18 protein-coding genes and 3 pseudogenes are annotated in these 17,611 nt (G+C 60.7%); 5 read left to right on the top strand and 16 right to left on the bottom strand.

Annotation, left to right across the window (positions count from 1 at the left end; translation table 11 throughout):
• Positions 1 to 77: 77 nt before the first annotated feature.
• From queC to aspS, 14 genes are all read right to left on the bottom strand, one after another.
• Positions 78 to 752: a 7-cyano-7-deazaguanine synthase QueC gene (queC, locus tag B3P22_RS21180; RefSeq protein ID WP_296272442.1), complete on the bottom strand. Its 675-nt coding sequence runs from the start codon at positions 750 to 752 to the stop codon at positions 78 to 80.
• Between the two features lie 2 nt (positions 753 to 754).
• Positions 755 to 1,402 (bottom strand): 7-carboxy-7-deazaguanine synthase QueE, encoded by a 648-nt coding sequence (gene queE / locus B3P22_RS21175; RefSeq protein ID WP_296272441.1) that lies wholly within the window; start codon positions 1,400 to 1,402, stop codon positions 755 to 757.
• Positions 1,403 to 1,687: 285 nt separating this feature from the next.
• Positions 1,688 to 2,500: a tol-pal system protein YbgF gene (gene ybgF, locus B3P22_RS21170; RefSeq protein ID WP_197855135.1), complete on the bottom strand. Its 813-nt coding sequence runs from the start codon at positions 2,498 to 2,500 to the stop codon at positions 1,688 to 1,690.
• A gap of 6 nt (positions 2,501 to 2,506) precedes the next feature.
• Positions 2,507 to 3,004 carry a peptidoglycan-associated lipoprotein Pal gene (pal, locus tag B3P22_RS21165; RefSeq protein WP_003241687.1) on the bottom strand — a complete coding sequence of 166 codons (498 nt, stop codon included), beginning with the start codon at positions 3,002 to 3,004 and terminating at the stop codon, positions 2,507 to 2,509.
• A gap of 55 nt (positions 3,005 to 3,059) precedes the next feature.
• Positions 3,060 to 4,358 (bottom strand): Tol-Pal system beta propeller repeat protein TolB, encoded by a 1,299-nt coding sequence (gene tolB, locus B3P22_RS21160; RefSeq protein WP_275546922.1) that lies wholly within the window; start codon positions 4,356 to 4,358, stop codon positions 3,060 to 3,062.
• Positions 4,359 to 4,363: 5 nt separating this feature from the next.
• Entirely contained in the window at positions 4,364 to 5,347 is a 984-nt protein-coding gene (tolA, locus tag B3P22_RS21155) for a cell envelope integrity protein TolA (protein ID WP_275547009.1), read from the bottom strand.
• Complete coding sequence (gene tolR / locus B3P22_RS21150; RefSeq protein ID WP_003241681.1) at positions 5,344 to 5,796, bottom strand: protein TolR; 453 nt, start codon at positions 5,794 to 5,796, stop codon at positions 5,344 to 5,346. The genes tolA and tolR overlap by 4 nt, the downstream gene beginning before the upstream one ends.
• Before the next feature lie 27 nt (positions 5,797 to 5,823).
• Entirely contained in the window at positions 5,824 to 6,519 is a 696-nt protein-coding gene (gene tolQ / locus B3P22_RS21145; protein WP_197855131.1) for a protein TolQ, read from the bottom strand.
• Between the two features lie 2 nt (positions 6,520 to 6,521).
• Positions 6,522 to 6,974, bottom strand: a complete 453-nt coding sequence (ybgC, locus tag B3P22_RS21140) for a tol-pal system-associated acyl-CoA thioesterase (RefSeq protein WP_013714445.1) — start codon at positions 6,972 to 6,974, stop codon at positions 6,522 to 6,524.
• A 53-nt stretch (positions 6,975 to 7,027) separates the two neighbouring features.
• Positions 7,028 to 8,080 (bottom strand): Holliday junction branch migration DNA helicase RuvB, encoded by a 1,053-nt coding sequence (ruvB, locus tag B3P22_RS21135; RefSeq protein WP_296272440.1) that lies wholly within the window; start codon positions 8,078 to 8,080, stop codon positions 7,028 to 7,030.
• Positions 8,081 to 8,236: 156 nt separating this feature from the next.
• The gene (ruvA, locus tag B3P22_RS21130) at positions 8,237 to 8,842 is read right to left on the bottom strand and encodes a Holliday junction branch migration protein RuvA (RefSeq protein WP_296272439.1); all 606 of its coding nucleotides are present in this window, start codon (positions 8,840 to 8,842) and stop codon (positions 8,237 to 8,239) included.
• 21 nt (positions 8,843 to 8,863) lie between these two features.
• On the bottom strand, positions 8,864 to 9,388 hold the full coding sequence (gene ruvC / locus B3P22_RS21125) for a crossover junction endodeoxyribonuclease RuvC (protein WP_296272438.1): 525 nt from the start codon (positions 9,386 to 9,388) through the stop codon (positions 8,864 to 8,866).
• Between the two features lie 173 nt (positions 9,389 to 9,561).
• Positions 9,562 to 10,308: a YebC/PmpR family DNA-binding transcriptional regulator gene (locus tag B3P22_RS21120; RefSeq protein ID WP_296272437.1), complete on the bottom strand. Its 747-nt coding sequence runs from the start codon at positions 10,306 to 10,308 to the stop codon at positions 9,562 to 9,564.
• A 93-nt stretch (positions 10,309 to 10,401) separates the two neighbouring features.
• Positions 10,402 to 12,177: an aspartate--tRNA ligase gene (gene aspS / locus B3P22_RS21115; RefSeq protein WP_296272436.1), complete on the bottom strand. Its 1,776-nt coding sequence runs from the start codon at positions 12,175 to 12,177 to the stop codon at positions 10,402 to 10,404.
• Positions 12,178 to 12,499: 322 nt separating this feature from the next.
• Between aspS and B3P22_RS21110 the strand changes: the two genes are divergently transcribed.
• The 4 genes and pseudogenes from B3P22_RS21110 to B3P22_RS21095 form a co-directional block, all read left to right on the top strand.
• On the top strand, positions 12,500 to 12,970 hold the full coding sequence (locus B3P22_RS21110; RefSeq protein ID WP_090433838.1) for a Dps family protein: 471 nt from the start codon (positions 12,500 to 12,502) through the stop codon (positions 12,968 to 12,970).
• 96 nt (positions 12,971 to 13,066) lie between these two features.
• A pseudogene (locus tag B3P22_RS21105) lies at positions 13,067 to 14,133 on the top strand (GGDEF domain-containing protein).
• A gap of 171 nt (positions 14,134 to 14,304) precedes the next feature.
• Positions 14,305 to 14,613 (top strand): annotated as a pseudogene (locus tag B3P22_RS21100) (cold shock domain-containing protein membrane protein); the annotation flags it as partial.
• Between the two features lie 87 nt (positions 14,614 to 14,700).
• A pseudogene (locus tag B3P22_RS21095) lies at positions 14,701 to 14,919 on the top strand (cold-shock protein); the annotation flags it as partial.
• Between the two features lie 42 nt (positions 14,920 to 14,961).
• Here the strand turns inward: B3P22_RS21095 and B3P22_RS21090 are convergent.
• Both B3P22_RS21090 and B3P22_RS21085 read right to left on the bottom strand, forming a co-directional pair.
• Positions 14,962 to 15,168: a SlyX family protein gene (locus B3P22_RS21090; RefSeq protein WP_296272435.1), complete on the bottom strand. Its 207-nt coding sequence runs from the start codon at positions 15,166 to 15,168 to the stop codon at positions 14,962 to 14,964.
• On the bottom strand, positions 15,165 to 15,596 hold the full coding sequence (locus tag B3P22_RS21085) for an HIT family protein (RefSeq protein WP_296272434.1): 432 nt from the start codon (positions 15,594 to 15,596) through the stop codon (positions 15,165 to 15,167). Before B3P22_RS21085 ends, B3P22_RS21090 begins: the two co-directional genes overlap by 4 nt.
• Positions 15,597 to 16,256: 660 nt before the next feature.
• Between B3P22_RS21085 and B3P22_RS21080 the strand changes: the two genes are divergently transcribed.
• Complete coding sequence (locus tag B3P22_RS21080; protein ID WP_275546930.1) at positions 16,257 to 17,561, top strand: OprD family porin; 1,305 nt, start codon at positions 16,257 to 16,259, stop codon at positions 17,559 to 17,561.
• Positions 17,562 to 17,611 lie beyond the last annotated feature (50 nt).

Below are 17,611 nucleotides of genomic sequence, written 5' to 3'. Positions count from 1 at the left end.
CCAACTGAGCTAACGACCCAACGCGAGGCGCATGATACTGATTTAATTCAGGAAATCAACACTTCGCGAAAATTTTTTCAGAAATAGCGGGTGGCATCGGGCACACCAGCAGCGACGAAACCGGCAGCGCGCAGGCGGCAGCTGTCGCATTTGCCACAAGCGCGGCCATCATCGTCGGCCTGGTAGCAGGAAACGGTTAGCGCGTAATCCACGCCCAAGCGCATGCCGGTTTGGATGATCTCGCCCTTGCTCATCTGTTGCAGCGGCGCGCGGATGACGAAGCCCTGCCCCTCCACACCGGCCTTGGTCGCCAGATTGGCCATGCGCTCGAAGGCTTCGACGAACTCCGGCCGGCAATCGGGATACCCTGAGTAATCCACCGCATTGACGCCGATGAAGATATCGCGCGCCTCAAGCACTTCCGCCCAGCCCAGCGCCAGAGAGAGAAACACCGTGTTGCGCGCCGGCACGTAGGTCACGGGAATGCCCTCGCCCGGGGTTTCCGGAACCGCGATGCTGCTATCGGTCAACGCCGAGCCGCCAATGCCGTTGAGATTGAGGCCGATCACCTTGTGCTCGACCACACCCAGTTGCCGGGCGACGCGCTCGGCTGCCTGCAGTTCGGCGCGGTGACGCTGGCCGTAGTCAAAACTCATGCTGTAGCAGGCGTAGCCTTCGGCCCTGGCCATGGCCACCACGGTGGCCGAATCCAGGCCGCCGGAAAGAAGAATGACCGCTTTCTTGTCGTTCATGATCAGTGTCCCGGCTCGTCGTTCCAGAGAATTTTGTGCAGCTGCAGTTGCAGGCGCACCGGCAGGTTGTCCGCCACTATCCAGTCGGCCAGCGCGCGTGCATCGACCTGCTTGTGGCTGGGCGAGAACAGCACCTCGCCGGCCCGGGCCGCCAGGTCGTACTGGATCAGCCTGGACACGGCCCAGTCGTAATCCTCGCGCGAGCAGATGACGAACTTGACCTGGTCATTGGCGGTGAGCCACTCGATGTTCTCGTAACGGTTGCGCTGCACCTCGGCCGAACCGGGCGTCTTCAGGTCGAGCACCTTGCTCACCCGTGGATCGACGGCCGAGACGTCGAGCGCGCCACTGGTTTCCAGCGACACCTCATAACCGGCGTCGCACAGACGCGAGAGCAAGGGGATGCAGTTGGGTTGGGCCAGCGGCTCACCGCCGGTTACGCAGACGTAGCGCGGCCGATAGGCGGCCACCTGAATGAAGATACTGTCCAGTGTGACGATCTCACCGCCGCTGAAGGCGTAGGCGGTGTCACAGTACTGACAGCGCAGGGGGCAGCCGGTCAGGCGCACGAATACCGTCGGCAAGCCGGCGGTACGCGTTTCCCCCTGCAACGAGTAAAAAATCTCGGTGATGCGCAGGGTTTCTTGCATGGTAGCCACGGGCGTGATGACGAAACAGGTCATCCGCCTCCGTTGCGTGAAAAGACAGGAACACCGATGGCCGGTATTCGACGAGGCATGGCGGCAGGGACATCAGCCGAGCTGAAACCCCACGCCCATGCGAGCGCGCATTCTAATGGAAGTCGCCGAATGGCAGACAAAAATCATCGGAGTGGATCTTTAACGTCGCTTCGCGACGGCCCATAAAGGTTGCTGCCAGGGAGCGAGCCACAAGAAAAACCCGCGACATGCGCGGGTTCGTACATCAAGATCGGCTTACAGGCGCTGCAGGTCGCGCTGGGCCAGTTGGGCGGCCGAGCTGCCCGGATACTGAGCGATCACCTGCTGCAGGATACCGCGCGCCTTGTCGTTGTGCCCGAGACGGCGCTCGACATCGGCCAGCTTGAACAGCGAATCCGGCACCTTGGCATGGCTTGGATAGGCCTGGCTGACCTTGGCAAAGGCCTGGCCGGCGGCTTGTAGATCGCCCTTGGCCAGATTCACTTCACCCAGCCAATACTGAGCGTTGCCGGCGTACTGACTGTTAGGATAACGATTGAGGAAGGCAGCGAATGCCTGCGATGCCTTGTCAAAATCCTTGGCCTTGATCAGGTCGAAGGCGGCATCGTAGTAAAGCTTTTCCTTGGCCGGATCACCCGGCTCGGCGCTGCCTTGCTGCTGTGCAGCAGGTGGCGTCGGGGTGCCATTGGCATTTACCGCGCCATCGGCTGAATTCTGTGCGGGAGCTCCACCGGCAGCTGCGCCGGAAGAAATGCGTTGATCCAGATCCTGGTAACGCTCCAGCCCTTCCTGCTTGAGGCGCTGGATTTCGTTTTGCTGCTCTTCGACCATGCCACGCAGTTGCGCAATTTCCTGCTGCATCTGCTCGAGCTGGTTGAACAGCATACCCTGCGCAGAAGCGGGCGCTTGCGCGCCCGCTCCGGCGGAGGAGCCGGCCGTACCATAACCCGCCGGTGGATAGCTGCTGCCCTGTTGCATGGAGCTGCTTTCCAGTACGGGAACCTCCGCCACCGCCGCGAGCGGCAGGGCGAGTGTCAGAAGGGTCAGGATACGGCGGCAATCTCGCATGGCAGCTTACTTACGCAGCTCTACGCGACGGTTCTGAGCCCAGGACTGCTCGTCGTTGCCAGTGGCAACCGGACGCTCTTCACCGTAGGAAACCAGTTCCAGCTGAGCCGGGGAAACGCCCTGCAGAACCAGGTAGCGCTGAACGGCCTTGGCACGACGCTCGCCCAGAGCCATGTTGTACTCACGGGTACCGCGCTCGTCAGCGTGGCCTTCCAGAACGACGCGAGCGCCGTTGCCTTTCAGGTCCTTGGCGTGTACGTCCAGAGCGCGCATGGCTTCGGCTTTCAGGTCGGAGCTGTCGTACTCGAAGTAGAAGGTGGTGATAGCGCGCAGAGCCGCTTCTTCGCTCAGGCTGCCGTCAACAGCGCCAGTGTTGGCACCGTAGCCAGCGTTCGGGTCAACAGCGCCTTCACCAGCAGCGTCGCCGCCTTTGGAGGAGCAACCTACAGCAACGGCGAGAGCCAGGGACAGTGCAGCGAACTTACCGAATTTCAGCATTTCCATCATGTAACTCCTAATGAACCCCAGTTGTGTTAAGCAATATAGGTGTAACGCCGCATCAGTTCAGGTAAGGGGACCAAGAAGGCTCTCGAACTTCGCCTTGAGCGGTAGGAAGAGGGAGCCTCACACGTCCATTGGTGGACGCTAACATCAAGACTCCCCGGCCCTGCTGGCGGGTGGCGTAGATTAGCATGGCCCCATTGGGCGCAACAGTGGGCGACTCATCCAAACTTGTGTCTGAAAGTATGCGCAAACGGTTGGTTTCCAGGTCCTGTGCAGCCACCTTGAACACGGTAAAACCATCTTGGCGATGGATCATCACCAGGGTCTTCTCATCAGCCGACAATTTCGGGTTGGCGTTGTAGTTACCGACGAAGGTCACTCGCTCAACTGCGCCACTGCTGATGTTGGTTTTATAGATCTGCGGCTTACCCGCGCGATCGGAAGTGAAGTAAAGGGTCTGACCATCCTTGCCCCAGAAGGGTTCGGTATCGATGGCGTAATGGTTGGTGATGCGGCGCATCTGCCGACTGCCCATATCCATCACGTAAATTTCCGGGTTGCCGTCCTTGGACAGCACGAAGGCCAGACGCGAGCCATCCGGCGACCAGGCTGGCGCACCGTTGAGGCCTTCGAAATTGGTGACCTGCTCGCGACGGCCGGTGTCGATGTGCTGCACGAAAATACGCGGGCGACGCTGCTCGAACGAGACGTAGGCAATACGGCGACCATCGGGTGCGAAGGACGGCGACAGGATCGGCTCACGCGACTGCAACAGGGTCACGGCGCGGGCACCGTCGTAGTCGGAACGCTGCAGGGTGTAGCGGGTGTTGTTGGCGCCCATGCGCTCGGCGGTGACATATAGCAGGCGAGTGGAGAACGCACCCTTGACGCCGGTGAGCTTCTCGAACGACTGGTCGGCGATATGGTGGGCCATGTCGCGCAATTGGTCGGTGCCGCCACCGACATTGCCGGTCATCACCTGCTGTTCAGTGTTGACGTTGAACAGTGCGTACTGGATCTGCAACCGGCCACCGTTGGGCACGATATTGCCGACCAGCACATACTGGGCGCCAAGGGCTTTCCAGTCGCGGTAGATGACTTCGCTGGCCTGGGTCGGCAGGCTGATCATATTCTGCCGCGGGATGGGCTCGAAATAGCCGGAGTTGCGCAGGTCGTTGCCGATGATCTGCGACATGTCTTCGGGCAGCACCGAACCGCCCTGCCAGCCGAAGGGCACAACGGCGATGGGCGTGGCGCGGTCGGCGCCTTGGGAGATCACCAGCGGGTCGGCTGCCTGGACGCTACCGACCAGCATGACCAGCCCAAGCAGGGCGATACGAATCAGGTTGTTCACAGAGCTCAATCCTCCGGTTTGAAAATGACGCGACGCTGCCTGTACATACGGTCGAAGGTAGCGCGATCCAATTGTTGCATCTCGGGAATACGCCCGACGTTACGTACAGCGGCAACGGCCGAGTTGTCGAACGGCGCATCGCCACTGGAGCGCGATACGCTGGCGTTGGTCACGGTACCGTCGGGCAGCATCTGGATCAGCAGCTCGACGCTCATGCCACGGCGCGCCGACATCGGTCGCTGCCAGTTCTCGGTGATCAGTTTGATGATCAGATCGTCGAGGTTGCCGGCAACCTGGTCGCCATGGGTTTCGGCCAGCGCCTGCTGGTTCTGCACGTTGTCCGAGAGCAACTCGGCCAGCGCCGCAGCCTTCTGATCCTCGGCTGCCTTGCGCCGCGCCTCTTCGGCCTTGCGCTTGGCATCCTCGGCAGCCTTCTTCTTCGCTGCCTCGGCAGCTGCCGCCTTCTTCTTCGCCTCTTCTGCAGCGGCCTTTTTCTTGGCCTCTTCAGCGGCTTTCTTCTTCGCCTCTTCCTCGGCGCGCTTCTTGGCAATATCCGCCTGGCGCTTCTGCTCGGCAGCCTTCTCGGCTTCGGCCTTCTTCGCAGCTTCAGCTTTGGCTTGTTCGGCCTTTCGAGCCTCTTCAGCCTGCTTTTGTTCCTCGGCTTTCTTGGCCGCGGCTACCTTCTGCGCTTCGGCCTGGGCCTGCTTCTGCTCCTCGGCTTTCTTCTGCTCCAGTCGTTCGGTCTCGAACTGCGGCGCCGAGGTCTTCTGCGCCTCGCCCGCGACCTTCTGCGTGGTCTGGGTGGTGGCCTGGCTCTGCGACTGCAACTGATACAGCGTAGCCTGTACCACCGGACGCGCCGGTGGCAGTTCCGGGGTGAAGGCGAAGCTGACGAACAGCATGGCGAACATCAGGACGTGCAGACCCACGGCCCAGACCACGGGCCAGAAGTAGCTTTCCGATTGCGAACGCTCGGTTTGCTGCATCAGGGGGCCTCGGTAATCAATCCGACGTTACCCACGTCGGCCTGCTGCAGGCCGCCCATGGCCGCCATCACGGTGCCGTAATCGACGGTGCGATCACCACGCACGAACACCTGCACCTGCTTACCCTGACGACGGTTCTCGGCAATGATCGCCGAAACGGCCTGAGTCATCTGCTCGAGGGTCGAAGCACGTTCCTGCTCGGTGTCGACGTCGACCTCGCTGCCCATGTTCCAGTAGTAGGTCTTGTCGGCCTTGATGGAAATGGTCAGCACCTGAGCGTCGTTATCCTGCGGCAGCGCTTCGCTGCTGACCTTGGGCAGATCGACCTTGACGCCCTGGTTGAGCATCGGCGCGGTGACCATGAAGATGACCAGCAGTACCAGCATCACGTCGATGTATGGCACCACGTTCATCTCGGCGACCGGTTTGCGTCTGTTGCGAATTCTCGCCATGGCTAGAACCTATTCTGTGCGCGCGTCTTATTCTTCCGAGGTGTGCACCTTGCGGTGCAGGATGGCCTGGAACTCGTCGGCGAAGGTGTAGTAGCGGCCAATCAGCATTTCGCCGCGGGCAGAGAAGCGGTTGTAGGCGATGACCGCCGGAATCGCGGCGAACAGGCCGATGGCGGTGGCGATCAGCGCTTCGGCGATGCCCGGAGCGACGGTGGCCAGGGTGGCCTGCTGCACCTGAGCCAGGCCGCGGAAGGAGTTCATGATGCCCCACACGGTACCGAACAGACCGATGTACGGGCTGGTGGAACCGACGGTAGCCAGGAACGGCAGTGCGGTTTCCAGCTTCTCTTCCTCACGGGAGATGGCCACACGCATGGCGCGCGCCACGCCGTCCATCACCGCATCCGGGTCCACGCCCTGCTGCTGGCGCAGACGGGAGAACTCCTTGAAGCCGGCACGGAAGATCTGCTCCAGGCCGGAATCCGGATCGGGGTTGCTGCCGGCCTGACGATACAGTTTGGACAGGTCGATGCCGGACCAGAATCGATCTTCGAAATTGTCCAGCGCGCGCTTGGCGGCGCGCAGCGCATTGCTGCGCTGGAAGATCATCACCCAGGAAATCACCGACGCGGCCACCAGGGTCAGCATCACCAGCTGAACCAACAGACTGGCATTACTGATCAGACTCCACATCGACATATGGTCAACGGCGTTAGCTTCCACGCTTACTCTCCTGCTGCAATTAATCCCGGCGCCTGCGTCCCGGCGAACGCGTGTCGCAGGGTTTCGGGAATAGCCCGGGGTTTCAAGTTGTCGGCGCGCACACAGGCCACCAGAAACTGCCCTTCGCAGAGCAGCACATCATCCGCAGCCCGCCTGACCTGTTGACGAAAGCGCAGGCTGGCACGGTTCAATTCGATCACATCGGCGCTGATCACCAGCTCGTCATCCAGGCGTGCCGGCGCGTGATAGCGCGCTTCGGCCGAATGCACGACGAACAACAGGCCCTCACCGGCAAGCGTCGACTGGGCATAACCCAGCTCACGCAGGCGCTCGGTGCGAGCCCGCTCCATGAATTTGAGGTAGTTGACGTAGTAGACGATGCCGCCCGCATCGGTGTCTTCGTAGTAGACCCGGCAATGGTGGCTGAACGGCTGGACTCCGTTTTGCGCGCGCATACTCTAGTCCCCGGCCTGCTGCTTGCCAATCCGGCCTGGTAACAATTTTTTCGTCATTCGTCACCCGCGCTGAAAAGGTCGCCACTGGACGACTCGCCCGGGCGCTTGGGAATGTTCAGCCCGAAGTGCAGATAGGCATGCCGGGTGACCACACGCCCGCGCGGAGTGCGCATCATGTAGCCCTGCTGAATCAGATAAGGCTCGAGCACGTCCTCGATGGTATGGCGCTCCTCGCCGATGGCCGCAGCCAGGCTATCGAGCCCCACCGGCCCGCCGTCGAACTTCTCGATCATGGCCAGCAGCAGACGTCGGTCGGAATGATCGAAGCCACGCTCGTCGACATCCAGCAGGTTCAGCGCCTGGTCGGCGATGGACTGGGAGATATGGCCCGTGCCGCGCACCTCGGCGAAATCGCGCACGCGGCGCAGCAGGCGGTTGGCGATACGCGGTGTGCCACGCGCGCGACGGGCAATCTCGAAAGCGCCCTTGGCCTCGATGGGCAGCCCTAGAATCCCGGCAGAGCGCGAGACGATGGTGGCCAGGTCATCGATACCGTAGAACTCCAGGCGCTGGACGATGCCGAAGCGGTCGCGCAGCGGATTGGTCAGCATGCCGGCACGCGTGGTGGCGCCGACCAGGGTGAAGGGCGGCAGATCCAGCTTGATCGAGCGTGCCGCAGGGCCTTCGCCGATCATGATGTCGAGCTGAAAATCCTCCATCGCCGGATACAGTACCTCCTCGACCACCGGCGAAAGACGATGGATCTCGTCGATGAACAGCACATCGCCGCTTTCCAGGTTGGTCAGCAGCGCCGCCAGATCGCCCGGCCGCTCAAGGACCGGGCCGGAGGTGCTCTTTATCGAGCTGCCCATTTCCTCGGCAATGATATTGGCCAGGGTGGTCTTGCCCAGGCCTGGTGGCCCGAAGATCAGCGTATGGTCGAGCGCTTCCGCCCTGCCCCGCGCGGCCTGGATGAACAGCGCCATCTGCTCGCGCACCACGGGCTGACCGATATAGTCGGCCAGACGCAGCGGGCGAATGGCTCGATCCTGCTGCTCTTCGCGCTCACGTGGGCTGGCGGTAATCAGGCGATCGGCTTCGATCATCGCAATACTTCCATCGACAAGGTGTTGAAGAACGTCAGCGAGGCAGCCGAGGCTAGGCAAAAACAGGCGAGAAAGCGGAGTTTACGAGTGTAAATGAGCATTTTGAGCCTGTTTTTAACAACGCATCGGCAACGCAGGTAGTTATTCAACACCTTGTCACGCCATGCCGCGCAACGCGCGACGAATCAAATCTTCACTGCTCATACCATCCTCCTTGACGGCGGCAACGGCTCGGCTGGCCTCCTGCGGCTTGTAACCGAGGGATATCAACGCACTGACGGCGTCATTCTCCGCGCTTGAGACTGCCTGAGCCAGTTGAGGTTCAACCACCAGGGGCGCAATGGCCGGTATCGACTCCCAGGCCTTGAAACGGTCCTTGAGCTCGACCAGCAGGCGCTCGGCGGTTTTCTTGCCGACGCCCGGCACCTTGACCAGCGCCGCGGTGTCCTGTGCCTGCACGCAGCGCACCAACTCATCGACCTCGAGCCCGGACATCAATGCCAGCGCCAGCTTGGGGCCGACTCCGTTAAGGCGAATCAGCTCGCGGAACAGCTCGCGCTCGCGCTTTTCGAAAAAACCGTAGAGCAGATGCGCATCCTCACGCACCACCTGATGCGTGTGCAGGGTTACCGGCTCGCCCACCGCAGGCAGACGATAAAGGGTCGTCATCGGTACTTCCAGCTCATAACCGATGCCATTCACATCCAGAAGCAAATGCGGCGGCTGCTTCTCCGCCAGGGTGCCGCGCAAACGTCCGATCACCGCTGCTTTCCTTTATTCCGATTACAAACGAAGACGACCGCCGCGCCGCTTGGCGCCGGCCAGTCCATGGGGAATGAGACTCTGCCGATGGTGGGCATGGCACAGGGCGATACCCAGCGCATCGGAGGCGTCGATCTGTGGCTTCTGCACCAGCCCCAGCAGGTGCATGACCATCATCTGCACCTGCTGCTTGTCCGCCGCCCCGGTGCCGACCACGGCCTGCTTGACCTGGGTGGCGGTGTACTCGCTGACTTCCAGCCCGGCCTCCACCGCGGCGACGATAGCCGCGCCACGCGCCTGCCCCAGCTTCAGCGCCGAATCGGCATTGCGCGCCATGAACACCTGCTCGATGCCCATGGTCACCGGGCCATGGGTGCGAATCACCTCGCTGACGCCGCGAAAGACGATCTGCAGGCGCTCGGCCAGAGGTCCGTTGCCGGTACGAATGCAGCCCGAAGCCACGTACTCGCAACCACGCCCGGTATCGCGCACCACACCGTAACCGGTAATTCGCGAGCCGGGATCGATACCTAGGATCAGGGTCATGTCAGCAACTGTCTATTTATCCAGTTGGCGAGTATACGGGGCGCCCTCGGCAACGTCATCCGCCAACCGGAGAGCCGAATGAAAAAAGCCGGAAGCGCTGAATAGCGCCTCCGGCTTTCGTAGCCCCGGTGCAAACCGGGGAATGTTTCCCGGATTGCATCCGGGCTACAGCCTCAGCCGAGCTCTTCCATGATCTCGTCGGCAACCTCAGCGTTGTGATAGACGTTTTGCACGTCATCCAGATCTTCGAGCATGTCGATCAGCTTGAACACCTTCTGCGCGGTTTCCAGATCAGCGATCGGCGCACTGATCGAGGGGATCATGGCGATTTCCGCTTCCTCGGCCTTGAAGCCGGCAGCCGCCAGGGCCTCGTTGACAGCATGAAATTCGGTGAAGCTGGTCAATACCAGGGCAGCCCCCTCCTCACCCATCTCCACATCGTCGGCACCGGCTTCGAGTGCGGCCTCCATCAGCGCGTCTTCATCCACCGAAGCGAAGCTGATCTGCCCCTTGCGGTCGAACATGTAGGCGACCGAGCCATCGGTGCCGAGGTTGCCGCCGCACTTGGTGAAGGCATGCCGCACTTCGGCGGCGGTGCGGTTGCGGTTGTCGGTCATCACCTCGACGATGATCGCCACACCGCTCGGTGCATAGCCCTCGTAACTGAATTCGACGACGTTGTCGGCTTCGTTGTTGCCAGCGCCACGGGCGATGGCGCGGTCGATCACATCCCGCGACATATTGTTGGTCAGCGCCTTGTCCACAGCCAGGCGCAGACGCGGGTTGTCCGCCGGGATCGGCCCGCCATGCTTGGCGGCAACCGTCAGCTCACGAATCAGCTTGGTGAAAATCTTGCCGCGCTTGGCGTCCTGACGCCCCTTGCGGTGCTTGATGTTGGCCCATTTGGAATGACCAGCCATAACTCACTCCATTTTCCACTTGAGAATTGCAGGGGCCACGAACAGGCGCCCCATAACGAAGAAGCCTGGGATTTCCAGGCTTCTTTTGCAGGCTTATTCGGCCTTGGCTTGCTCACGCAGGCGGATATGCAGCTCGCGCAGCGACTTGTTGTCAACGATGCCCGGCGCCTGAGTCATGACGCAGGCCGCGCTCTGGGTTTTCGGGAAGGCGATCACTTCACGGATCGACTGCGCACCGGTCATCAGCATCACCAGGCGATCCAGGCCGAAGGCCAGGCCACCGTGGGGCGGCGCGCCGTACTTCAGCGCATCGAGCAGGAAGCCGAACTTCTCCTGCTGCTCGTCTTCACTGATGCCAAGCACGCGGAACACGGTCTGCTGCATGGCCTTGTCATGGATACGGATCGAACCGCCACCCAGCTCGGTACCGTTGAGCACCATGTCGTAGGCACGCGACAGCGCGGTAGCCGGGTTGGCCTCCAGCTCCTCCGGGGTGCACTTCGGCGAGGTGAAGGGGTGGTGCATTGCGGTCAGGCTGCCATCGTCGTTCTCTTCGAACATCGGGAAGTCGACGACCCACAGCGGCGCCCACTCGCAGGTGAACAGATTCAGGTCATGGCCCAGCTTGATGCGCAGCGCGCCCAGGGCTTCGGAAACGATCTTGGCCTTGTCGGCGCCGAAGAACACGATATCGCCATCGACAGCGCCAACACGGTCGAGGATGACATTGATGTTTTCTAGCGGGATGTTCTTGACGATCGGCGACTGCAGACCTTCGACACCGGCGGCACGCTCGTTGACCTTGATGTAGGCCAGGCCCTTGGCGCCATAGATGCCGACGAATTTGGTGTAGTCGTCGATCTGCTTGCGCGGCATGCTCGCCCCGCCCGGTACCCGCAACGCAGTGACGCGGCATTTCGGGTCGTTGGCAGGTCCCGCGAAGACCTTGAATTCGACGTCCTTGAGCTGATCTTCCACGTCCACCAGCTCCAGCGGGATACGCAGGTCCGGCTTGTCCGAACCGAAGCGGCGCATGGCTTCGGCCAGGGTCATGTGCGGCAACTCGCCGAACTCGACGTCCAGCACTTCCTTGAACAGGTTGCGCACCATGGTCTCGGTGATGTCCATGATGTCTTTTTCATCGAGGAAGCTGGTCTCGATGTCGATCTGGGTGAATTCCGGCTGACGGTCGGCACGCAGGTCTTCGTCGCGGAAGCACTTGGCGATCTGGTAGTAGCGGTCGAAGCCGGCCACCATCAGCAGTTGCTTGAACAGCTGCGGCGATTGCGGCAGGGCGAAGAAGCTGCCGGGATGAGTGCGGCTCGGCACCAGATAATCGCGTGCGCCTTCCGGCGTGGCGCGGGTCAGGATCGGCGTCTCGACGTCGAGGAAGCCGTTGTCATCCAGATAGCGTCGGATGCTCGAGGTGATGCGCGAACGCAGCTTGAGCTTCTCGGCCATTTCCGGACGGCGTAGGTCGATGAAGCGATAACGCAGGCGGGTTTCCTCACCGACGTCGGAATATTCGTTGAGCGGGAACGGCGGGGTTTCCGCTTCGTTGAGCACGTCCAGCTCGTAACCCAGCACCTCGATGGCGCCGCTGGCCATGTTGGCGTTGCGCGCGCCTTCAGGACGCAGACGCACCTTACCGGTGATCTTGACCACGTATTCGCTGCGCACGCGGTCAGCCTTGGCGAAGGTTTCGGCACGATCCGGATCGAACACCACCTGAGCCAGGCCTTCACGATCACGAATATCGAGGAAGATCACCCCGCCATGGTCGCGGCGACGGTGTACCCAGCCGCAAAGGGTGATTTCCTGGCCATCCAGGCTCTCGTTCAGTTGGCCGCAATAGTGGCTGCGCATCATGATCGTGTTTCGCTTCTCTAAGGTCTTGGATAGGTCAGGTAGCCCCCAGCACCATGGGCAGGAGCCACACCGCGGCACAGGCCCAACAGCACGCCGCGCTTCGATAAAGAGCGGGATTATATAGCGTAAATCGTCATGACGCAGCCGAGCTACTACCCCTGCCGCGAACAATTGCCGGGAACCGGGTGAACCGAGCGTTATCGATAGTCTCTAAACATCGCTTTAATTGATATAAGCCAAGATCATCCCGTCGCGCTGCGTGCTAGGCTCTGCCCAACACTGCGGGATAGAAACCCCGGGCTCACCTGAAAGGAGACAAGCCATGGAAATCAATATCGGAATCGCCGAACAGGATCGCGCCGCCATCGCCGAAGGCCTCTCGCGCCTGCTGGCCGACACCTACACGCTGTACCTCAAAACCCATAACTTCCACTGGAACGTTACCGGCCCGATGTTCAACACCCTGCACCTGATGTTCGAAGGTCAGTACACCGAACTCGCCCTGGCGGTTGACGCAATCGCCGAACGTATCCGTGCTCTGGGCTTCCCTGCTCCGGGGACTTATGCCGCTTACGCGCGCCTGTCCTCGATCAAGGAAGAGGAAGGCGTGCCCAGCGCCGAGGAAATGATCAAGCAACTGGTGCAAGGTCAGGAAGCGGTCGTGCGCACCGCCCGCGGCATTTTCCCGCTGCTGGACAAGGTCAGCGACGAGCCCACTGCGGACCTGTTGACCCAGCGCATGCAGGTGCATGAGAAAACCGCCTGGATGCTGCGCAGTCTGCTTGCAGCTTGAGATGCTCGAAGGCCCGGTTATCCGGGCCTTTTCATTAGGCAGGCCACCCCGCTCTGATCTATGCTCTGGCCATTCGCCATCGAGTTGTCGACATCCATGAGTCAAGCCAACAAACCGCCCAGCATCATCGAACTGTATCCGGAGGAAACCCGCAAGGCGGCCGAGCTCCTGAAACAGGCCGTCCCCTTGATGATGCGCCACGACATCCCGCCCAATCCGGTGCATTACGCACTGTGGTACACCTACAGCCGAGGCAGCGAGCCAGAACTCAACCGCCGCATGGACAAGGTGGTCGAAGACTTCGACGTGTTTCCTCCGGAAACCGCCAGCCGGCTGTTTCGCGACTACATCATCCGTGGCGAACTGGATGAGGCACGCGCCGGTCAGCAACAGGTCATCGAACTGGTCGACGATATCGAAGACGACGTTTCACGCAGCGTGATTGGCAGCCAGCACTACCAGCAGAGCCTGAGCCAGGCCTGAATGCCCTGCAGGAGCCTATCATCGACGACCTGCCCAGCGTGCTCAGCGAACTGCAGGAAAGCACCCAGCTGATGCAGGATCAGCAGGAAAAATTTCTCTATCGTCTGCGCACCGCACAACAGGAAATTACCCATCTACGCAGCCAATTGGAGCGTGCCCATCTGGCAGCCACGCTCGATAGCCTGACCCGCGTGTTCAACCGCCATGCCTTCACTCGTCTGCTGGAACGCGCCCTGCACGAATCACAACAGGGCCTGGCTCTGGTGATTCTGGATATCGACCACTTCAAGCAGTTCAACGACCAGTACGGTCACCCGCTGGGTGATCGCGTGCTGCAACACGTCGGCCAACTGTTGCGCGACCTGCTGCCGCCGGAGGCCTTTGCTGCGCGCTACGGCGGCGAAGAGTTTTGCGTGGTACTGCGCAACTGCCCCCACCTCAGCGAGGTTGTAGGTTTCGCCGAACAACTGCGCAACAAGATCCAGTCCCTGAGAGTCAAGGTGCGCCGCACCGACCAGATTCTGGACAGCATCACCGCCTCCTTTGGCTGCGCCATGGCCGAAACTGGCGACACCTTCGAATCGCTGCTGACCCGCGCCGATGACGCGCTCTATCAGGCCAAGCGCGCTGGCCGCAATCAGGTCCATCCGATCACCAGCGAAAAGATGCTAACCGCTTGATTTGAGAAGCCCCTGCCTTTGCTGTTAAATAGCTTCGCACGCCGCGTTACCATCCCGCGGCGTCGCCAACCTGTATAGCGGCGCGCGTTATGGCCGTTCAGCTGGCCACCAGTGAAGCGCGCTCCCTCCGCAACACCTTGAGTCATCATTCAATCAGTGAGTTCGTCGAAGATGTTGAAGATTGCCCATCTCGTGACAGGGTTCGCCGCCCTGCTGCTGTCCGCCGTACCCGGTATTTCCACTTCGTTCCTGAGCACCCCGGATGCCATCTACCTGGCCCTGACCGGCCTGCTGAACCTGCTCGCCGCCGCACAGCAGCAGAATGCAGCAGCCACACGCCAGCAGTTGCTGGGCCTGTCCTCGGCTTTGCTGATCCTGGCTGCCGTGGTCCAGAGCCTGATCCTGCTCGCACCGCTACCCAGCATCGGTGGCCAGCCGGCTATCTGGCTGCCTTTGCTGACCTCGGTCGTCGCCGTGCTACTGAGCCTTGCCGCCCAGCTGCGCGCACAACCGCAGACCAAAGAACAGCAGCCTTTTGCGCAAACCAGTTCCAGCACACCTCAGGAAGATCGCGAGACCGGGACGGTCAAGTGGTTCAACACATCAAAGGGGTTCGGCTTCATTTCCCGAGACTCGGGCGAAGACATCTTCGTGCACTTTCGTGCCATTCGCGGCGAGGGTCATCGCGTATTGATCGAAGGTCAACGCGTGGAGTTCTCCGTCATGCAGCGTGACAAGGGCCTGCAGGCGGAAGATGTGATTGCGGCAGCGCCCTCACGACGCTGAGCGGCACGCAAGAAAAAGCCCGGGAAACCGGGCTTTTTCGTATCAATAGTGCGGTGGTGGCGCTTCGTCCTGGGCAATCCCCGCGAGCCCATTGAACTCTTCCTGACGACGCGCCATAGCAGCCAATTGCAATTGCATCCGCTCGATGCGGCGGTTCTGCTCGACCAGCTCATCGCTCAACGCCTGAATGGTGTCATCCTGAAAGGCCAGGCGGCTTTCCAGCTCCATGATCCGCGACTCCAGGCTCATGCGAACGCTCCGGCGAATTGAAAATCCTTGATCAGCACCAGACGCAGCATGTCGATGATCTGCACCACCTGCTGCTCGGAATAAGGCTGCGCAGGGTGGCGACCCCAGACCGGCGCGGGCCAGGAGGCGTCGTCACGACGGCGCACGATCACATGCATGTGCAACTGGCTGACTACGTTACCCAGCGTAGCCACGTTCATCTTGTCGGCAGCAAAAGTGTCCTTGAGGGTTTCGGCCAGCAAGGCGGTTTCATGCCAGAGCTGACGCTGGTCAAGCGCATCGAGCTGGAACAGTTCGCTAACCTCTGCACGCCGGGGCACGAGGATGAACCAGGGGTAGCTGGCGTCATTCATCAGCAGCAGGTGGCAGAGGGGAAACTCCCCGACCAGCAGGCAATCCTGCCGCAGCCGTGAATCCAGGGTGAACATCGCGCGCTCCTCCTTCAATACAGATCGTCAAAGCGTAGGTCCGCGAGGACCGACGCAATGGCGCGCAGCATACGCGGGCTCAGCGAACAAATCACCCGACGAACGCGCACCAACCCAAGGCAGGCCAGGCGCACACGCACCGCAGGCGTGCACCATTTTGTTTCTTCCCGTAATGGGGCGGCGCCGAGCGTTACCGACGAAGCGACAGGCAGCTTACTGACAGAGCACTCTGGCCGCAGCCTGCACAGCCCCCATCACCCCCTCGAAAACTCGCGCCAAGGGCAGCATTTGCGCGGCAGAACGAGTTGTTCTGCGCTCGAAAATCAAGGTTTTAGAGTGAGAAGCAGATTTTGAGCATGACTTTTGCTATCTGTGAGAGCAATGCCCGGCAAGCCGTGCAGTCGACCAATAACAGCGGTCTTTGGCACTCGAGAACCGCGGAGACGTTGGTGCAACGAAACGCAAGTGCAGAGCTATAGATTTGCGACATTCCTCCTCACGCGATGCGACACAAGCATGAACGAAGCCGCAACGAATAGACTGCAACTATCGCCAACATTGGCTGCGTGCTATAAGTTAGCGCCGACACAAAAAGAAAGAGCCGCCCATATAAAAAAACAGTGGGCAGCGCAACTCTTCCAAACCCAAGGAGCAATCACGATGCAAGTGATGAAGTGGAGCGTAATCGCCCTGGCAGTAGCCGCGGGCACCAGCCAAATGGCCGTGGCGTCCAGCCAGTCCGAGTCGAACGGCTTCCTCGAAGACAGCAGCTTCGACATCTTCAACCGCGTTCTGTACATGAACCGCGATTTCAAGAATGGCGCCTCGAACGGTGCAAGCACTTCTGCCAATCCGGCAGGTTATCGCGAAGAGACCGGCCTGGGCATTCGCCTGCTGTACCAATCCGGCTTCACCCAAGGTACCGTAGGCGTAGGTTTCGACGCTCACTCCCTGAGCAGCATCAAGCTCGACAGCGGTCGCGGTCGCTACGGCACTGGCCAGTTCGCCCAGACCGATGACGGTCGTGGCGACGATACTCAGACCGAGGTTGGTGGCGCTGTCAAGCTGCGTATTTCCGACACTGTTCTGAAGTATGGCAGTCAGTTCACCGCCAGCCCGGTATTCTCCACCGACGATAGCCGCATCCTGCCAGAAGTCACCACCGGTACCTATCTGGTAAGTAACGAAATTGAAGGCCTGGAACTGAGCGCCGGTCGCTTCACCGCCATGAGCAGCCAGACCGGCACCAGCCGCGATGACATCAACGGCAAAGGTGAAGCTGGCCTGAAGTACGCCAATATCGTGGGTGCTTCCTACTCGTTCACCGATGACCTGAGTGCAGCATTCCACGCCTCCGATGTAGAGGACTACTGGAAGAAGTACTACGGCAACGTCAACTACAACCTGTCTCTGGCCGAAGAGCAGGCTCTGAACTTCGATTTCAACGTCTACAAGACCGACTACGACAAGACCTACACCAATACTGCTAGCGACCAAGACAACACCATCTGGAGTCTTGCAGTTGCCTACTCGCTGGGCGCCCACACTTTCACCCTGGCCCACCAGCGCTCGAGCGGTGATCGTGGCTATGAATACGGCGTAGACGGCGGCGGTACCGTCTGGCTGGCCAACTCCGTGCAATACTCCGACTTCAATGGCAAGGACGAACGCTCCTGGCAGGCTCGCTACGACCTGAACATGGCCGAGTATGGCGTACCGGGTCTGAGCTTCATGACTCGCTATATCTACGGCGACAATATCGACGTTGTAGGTTTCGCTGACGAAGGTAAAGAACACGAGTTCAACTTCGAAACTAAGTACGTCGTTCAGGATGGTGCCGCCAAAGACCTGTCGTTCCGCCTTCGTAGCGCCATCTGGCGTGCCAACAGTGCGTACAACTCGGTCAACGGTTCAGACAACAACGACCTGCGCCTGATCGTCGAATACCCGTTGAGCGTTCTGTAACTTCAGCGCTACTCGATTAGCAGCACAGAGAAACCCGGCCAAGGCCGGGT

The sequence above is a fragment of the Pseudomonas sp. UBA6323 genome, assembly GCF_002439135.1.
Taxonomy (GTDB): domain Bacteria; phylum Pseudomonadota; class Gammaproteobacteria; order Pseudomonadales; family Pseudomonadaceae; genus Aquipseudomonas.
This window is presented reverse-complemented; position numbering and strand designations above follow the sequence as displayed.

Excerpts from the sequence above, each read along its gene's own strand:
- tolR (WP_003241681.1), bottom strand. The coding sequence starts at position 5,796 with ATGGCGAGAATTCGCAACAGACGCAAACCGGTCGCCGAGATGAACGTG.
- B3P22_RS21085 (WP_296272434.1), bottom strand. The coding sequence starts at position 15,596 with ATGTTCACCCTGGATTCACGGCTGCGGCAGGATTGCCTGCTGGTCGGG.
- aspS (WP_296272436.1), bottom strand. The coding sequence starts at position 12,177 with ATGATGCGCAGCCACTATTGCGGCCAACTGAACGAGAGCCTGGATGGC.
- ruvB (WP_296272440.1), bottom strand. The coding sequence starts at position 8,080 with ATGATCGAAGCCGATCGCCTGATTACCGCCAGCCCACGTGAGCGCGAA.
- pal (WP_003241687.1), bottom strand. The coding sequence starts at position 3,004 with ATGGAAATGCTGAAATTCGGTAAGTTCGCTGCACTGTCCCTGGCTCTC.
- B3P22_RS21090 (WP_296272435.1), bottom strand. The coding sequence starts at position 15,168 with ATGAGCCTGGAGTCGCGGATCATGGAGCTGGAAAGCCGCCTGGCCTTT.
- B3P22_RS21120 (WP_296272437.1), bottom strand. The coding sequence starts at position 10,308 with ATGGCTGGTCATTCCAAATGGGCCAACATCAAGCACCGCAAGGGGCGT.
- queC (WP_296272442.1), bottom strand. The coding sequence starts at position 752 with ATGAACGACAAGAAAGCGGTCATTCTTCTTTCCGGCGGCCTGGATTCG.
- ybgC (WP_013714445.1), bottom strand. The coding sequence starts at position 6,974 with ATGCGCGCGCAAAACGGAGTCCAGCCGTTCAGCCACCATTGCCGGGTC.
- B3P22_RS21080 (WP_275546930.1), top strand. The coding sequence starts at position 16,257 with ATGCAAGTGATGAAGTGGAGCGTAATCGCCCTGGCAGTAGCCGCGGGC.
- queE (WP_296272441.1), bottom strand. The coding sequence starts at position 1,402 with ATGCAAGAAACCCTGCGCATCACCGAGATTTTTTACTCGTTGCAGGGG.
- ybgF (WP_197855135.1), bottom strand. The coding sequence starts at position 2,500 with ATGCGAGATTGCCGCCGTATCCTGACCCTTCTGACACTCGCCCTGCCG.
- B3P22_RS21110 (WP_090433838.1), top strand. The coding sequence starts at position 12,500 with ATGGAAATCAATATCGGAATCGCCGAACAGGATCGCGCCGCCATCGCC.
- ruvC (WP_296272438.1), bottom strand. The coding sequence starts at position 9,388 with ATGACCCTGATCCTAGGTATCGATCCCGGCTCGCGAATTACCGGTTAC.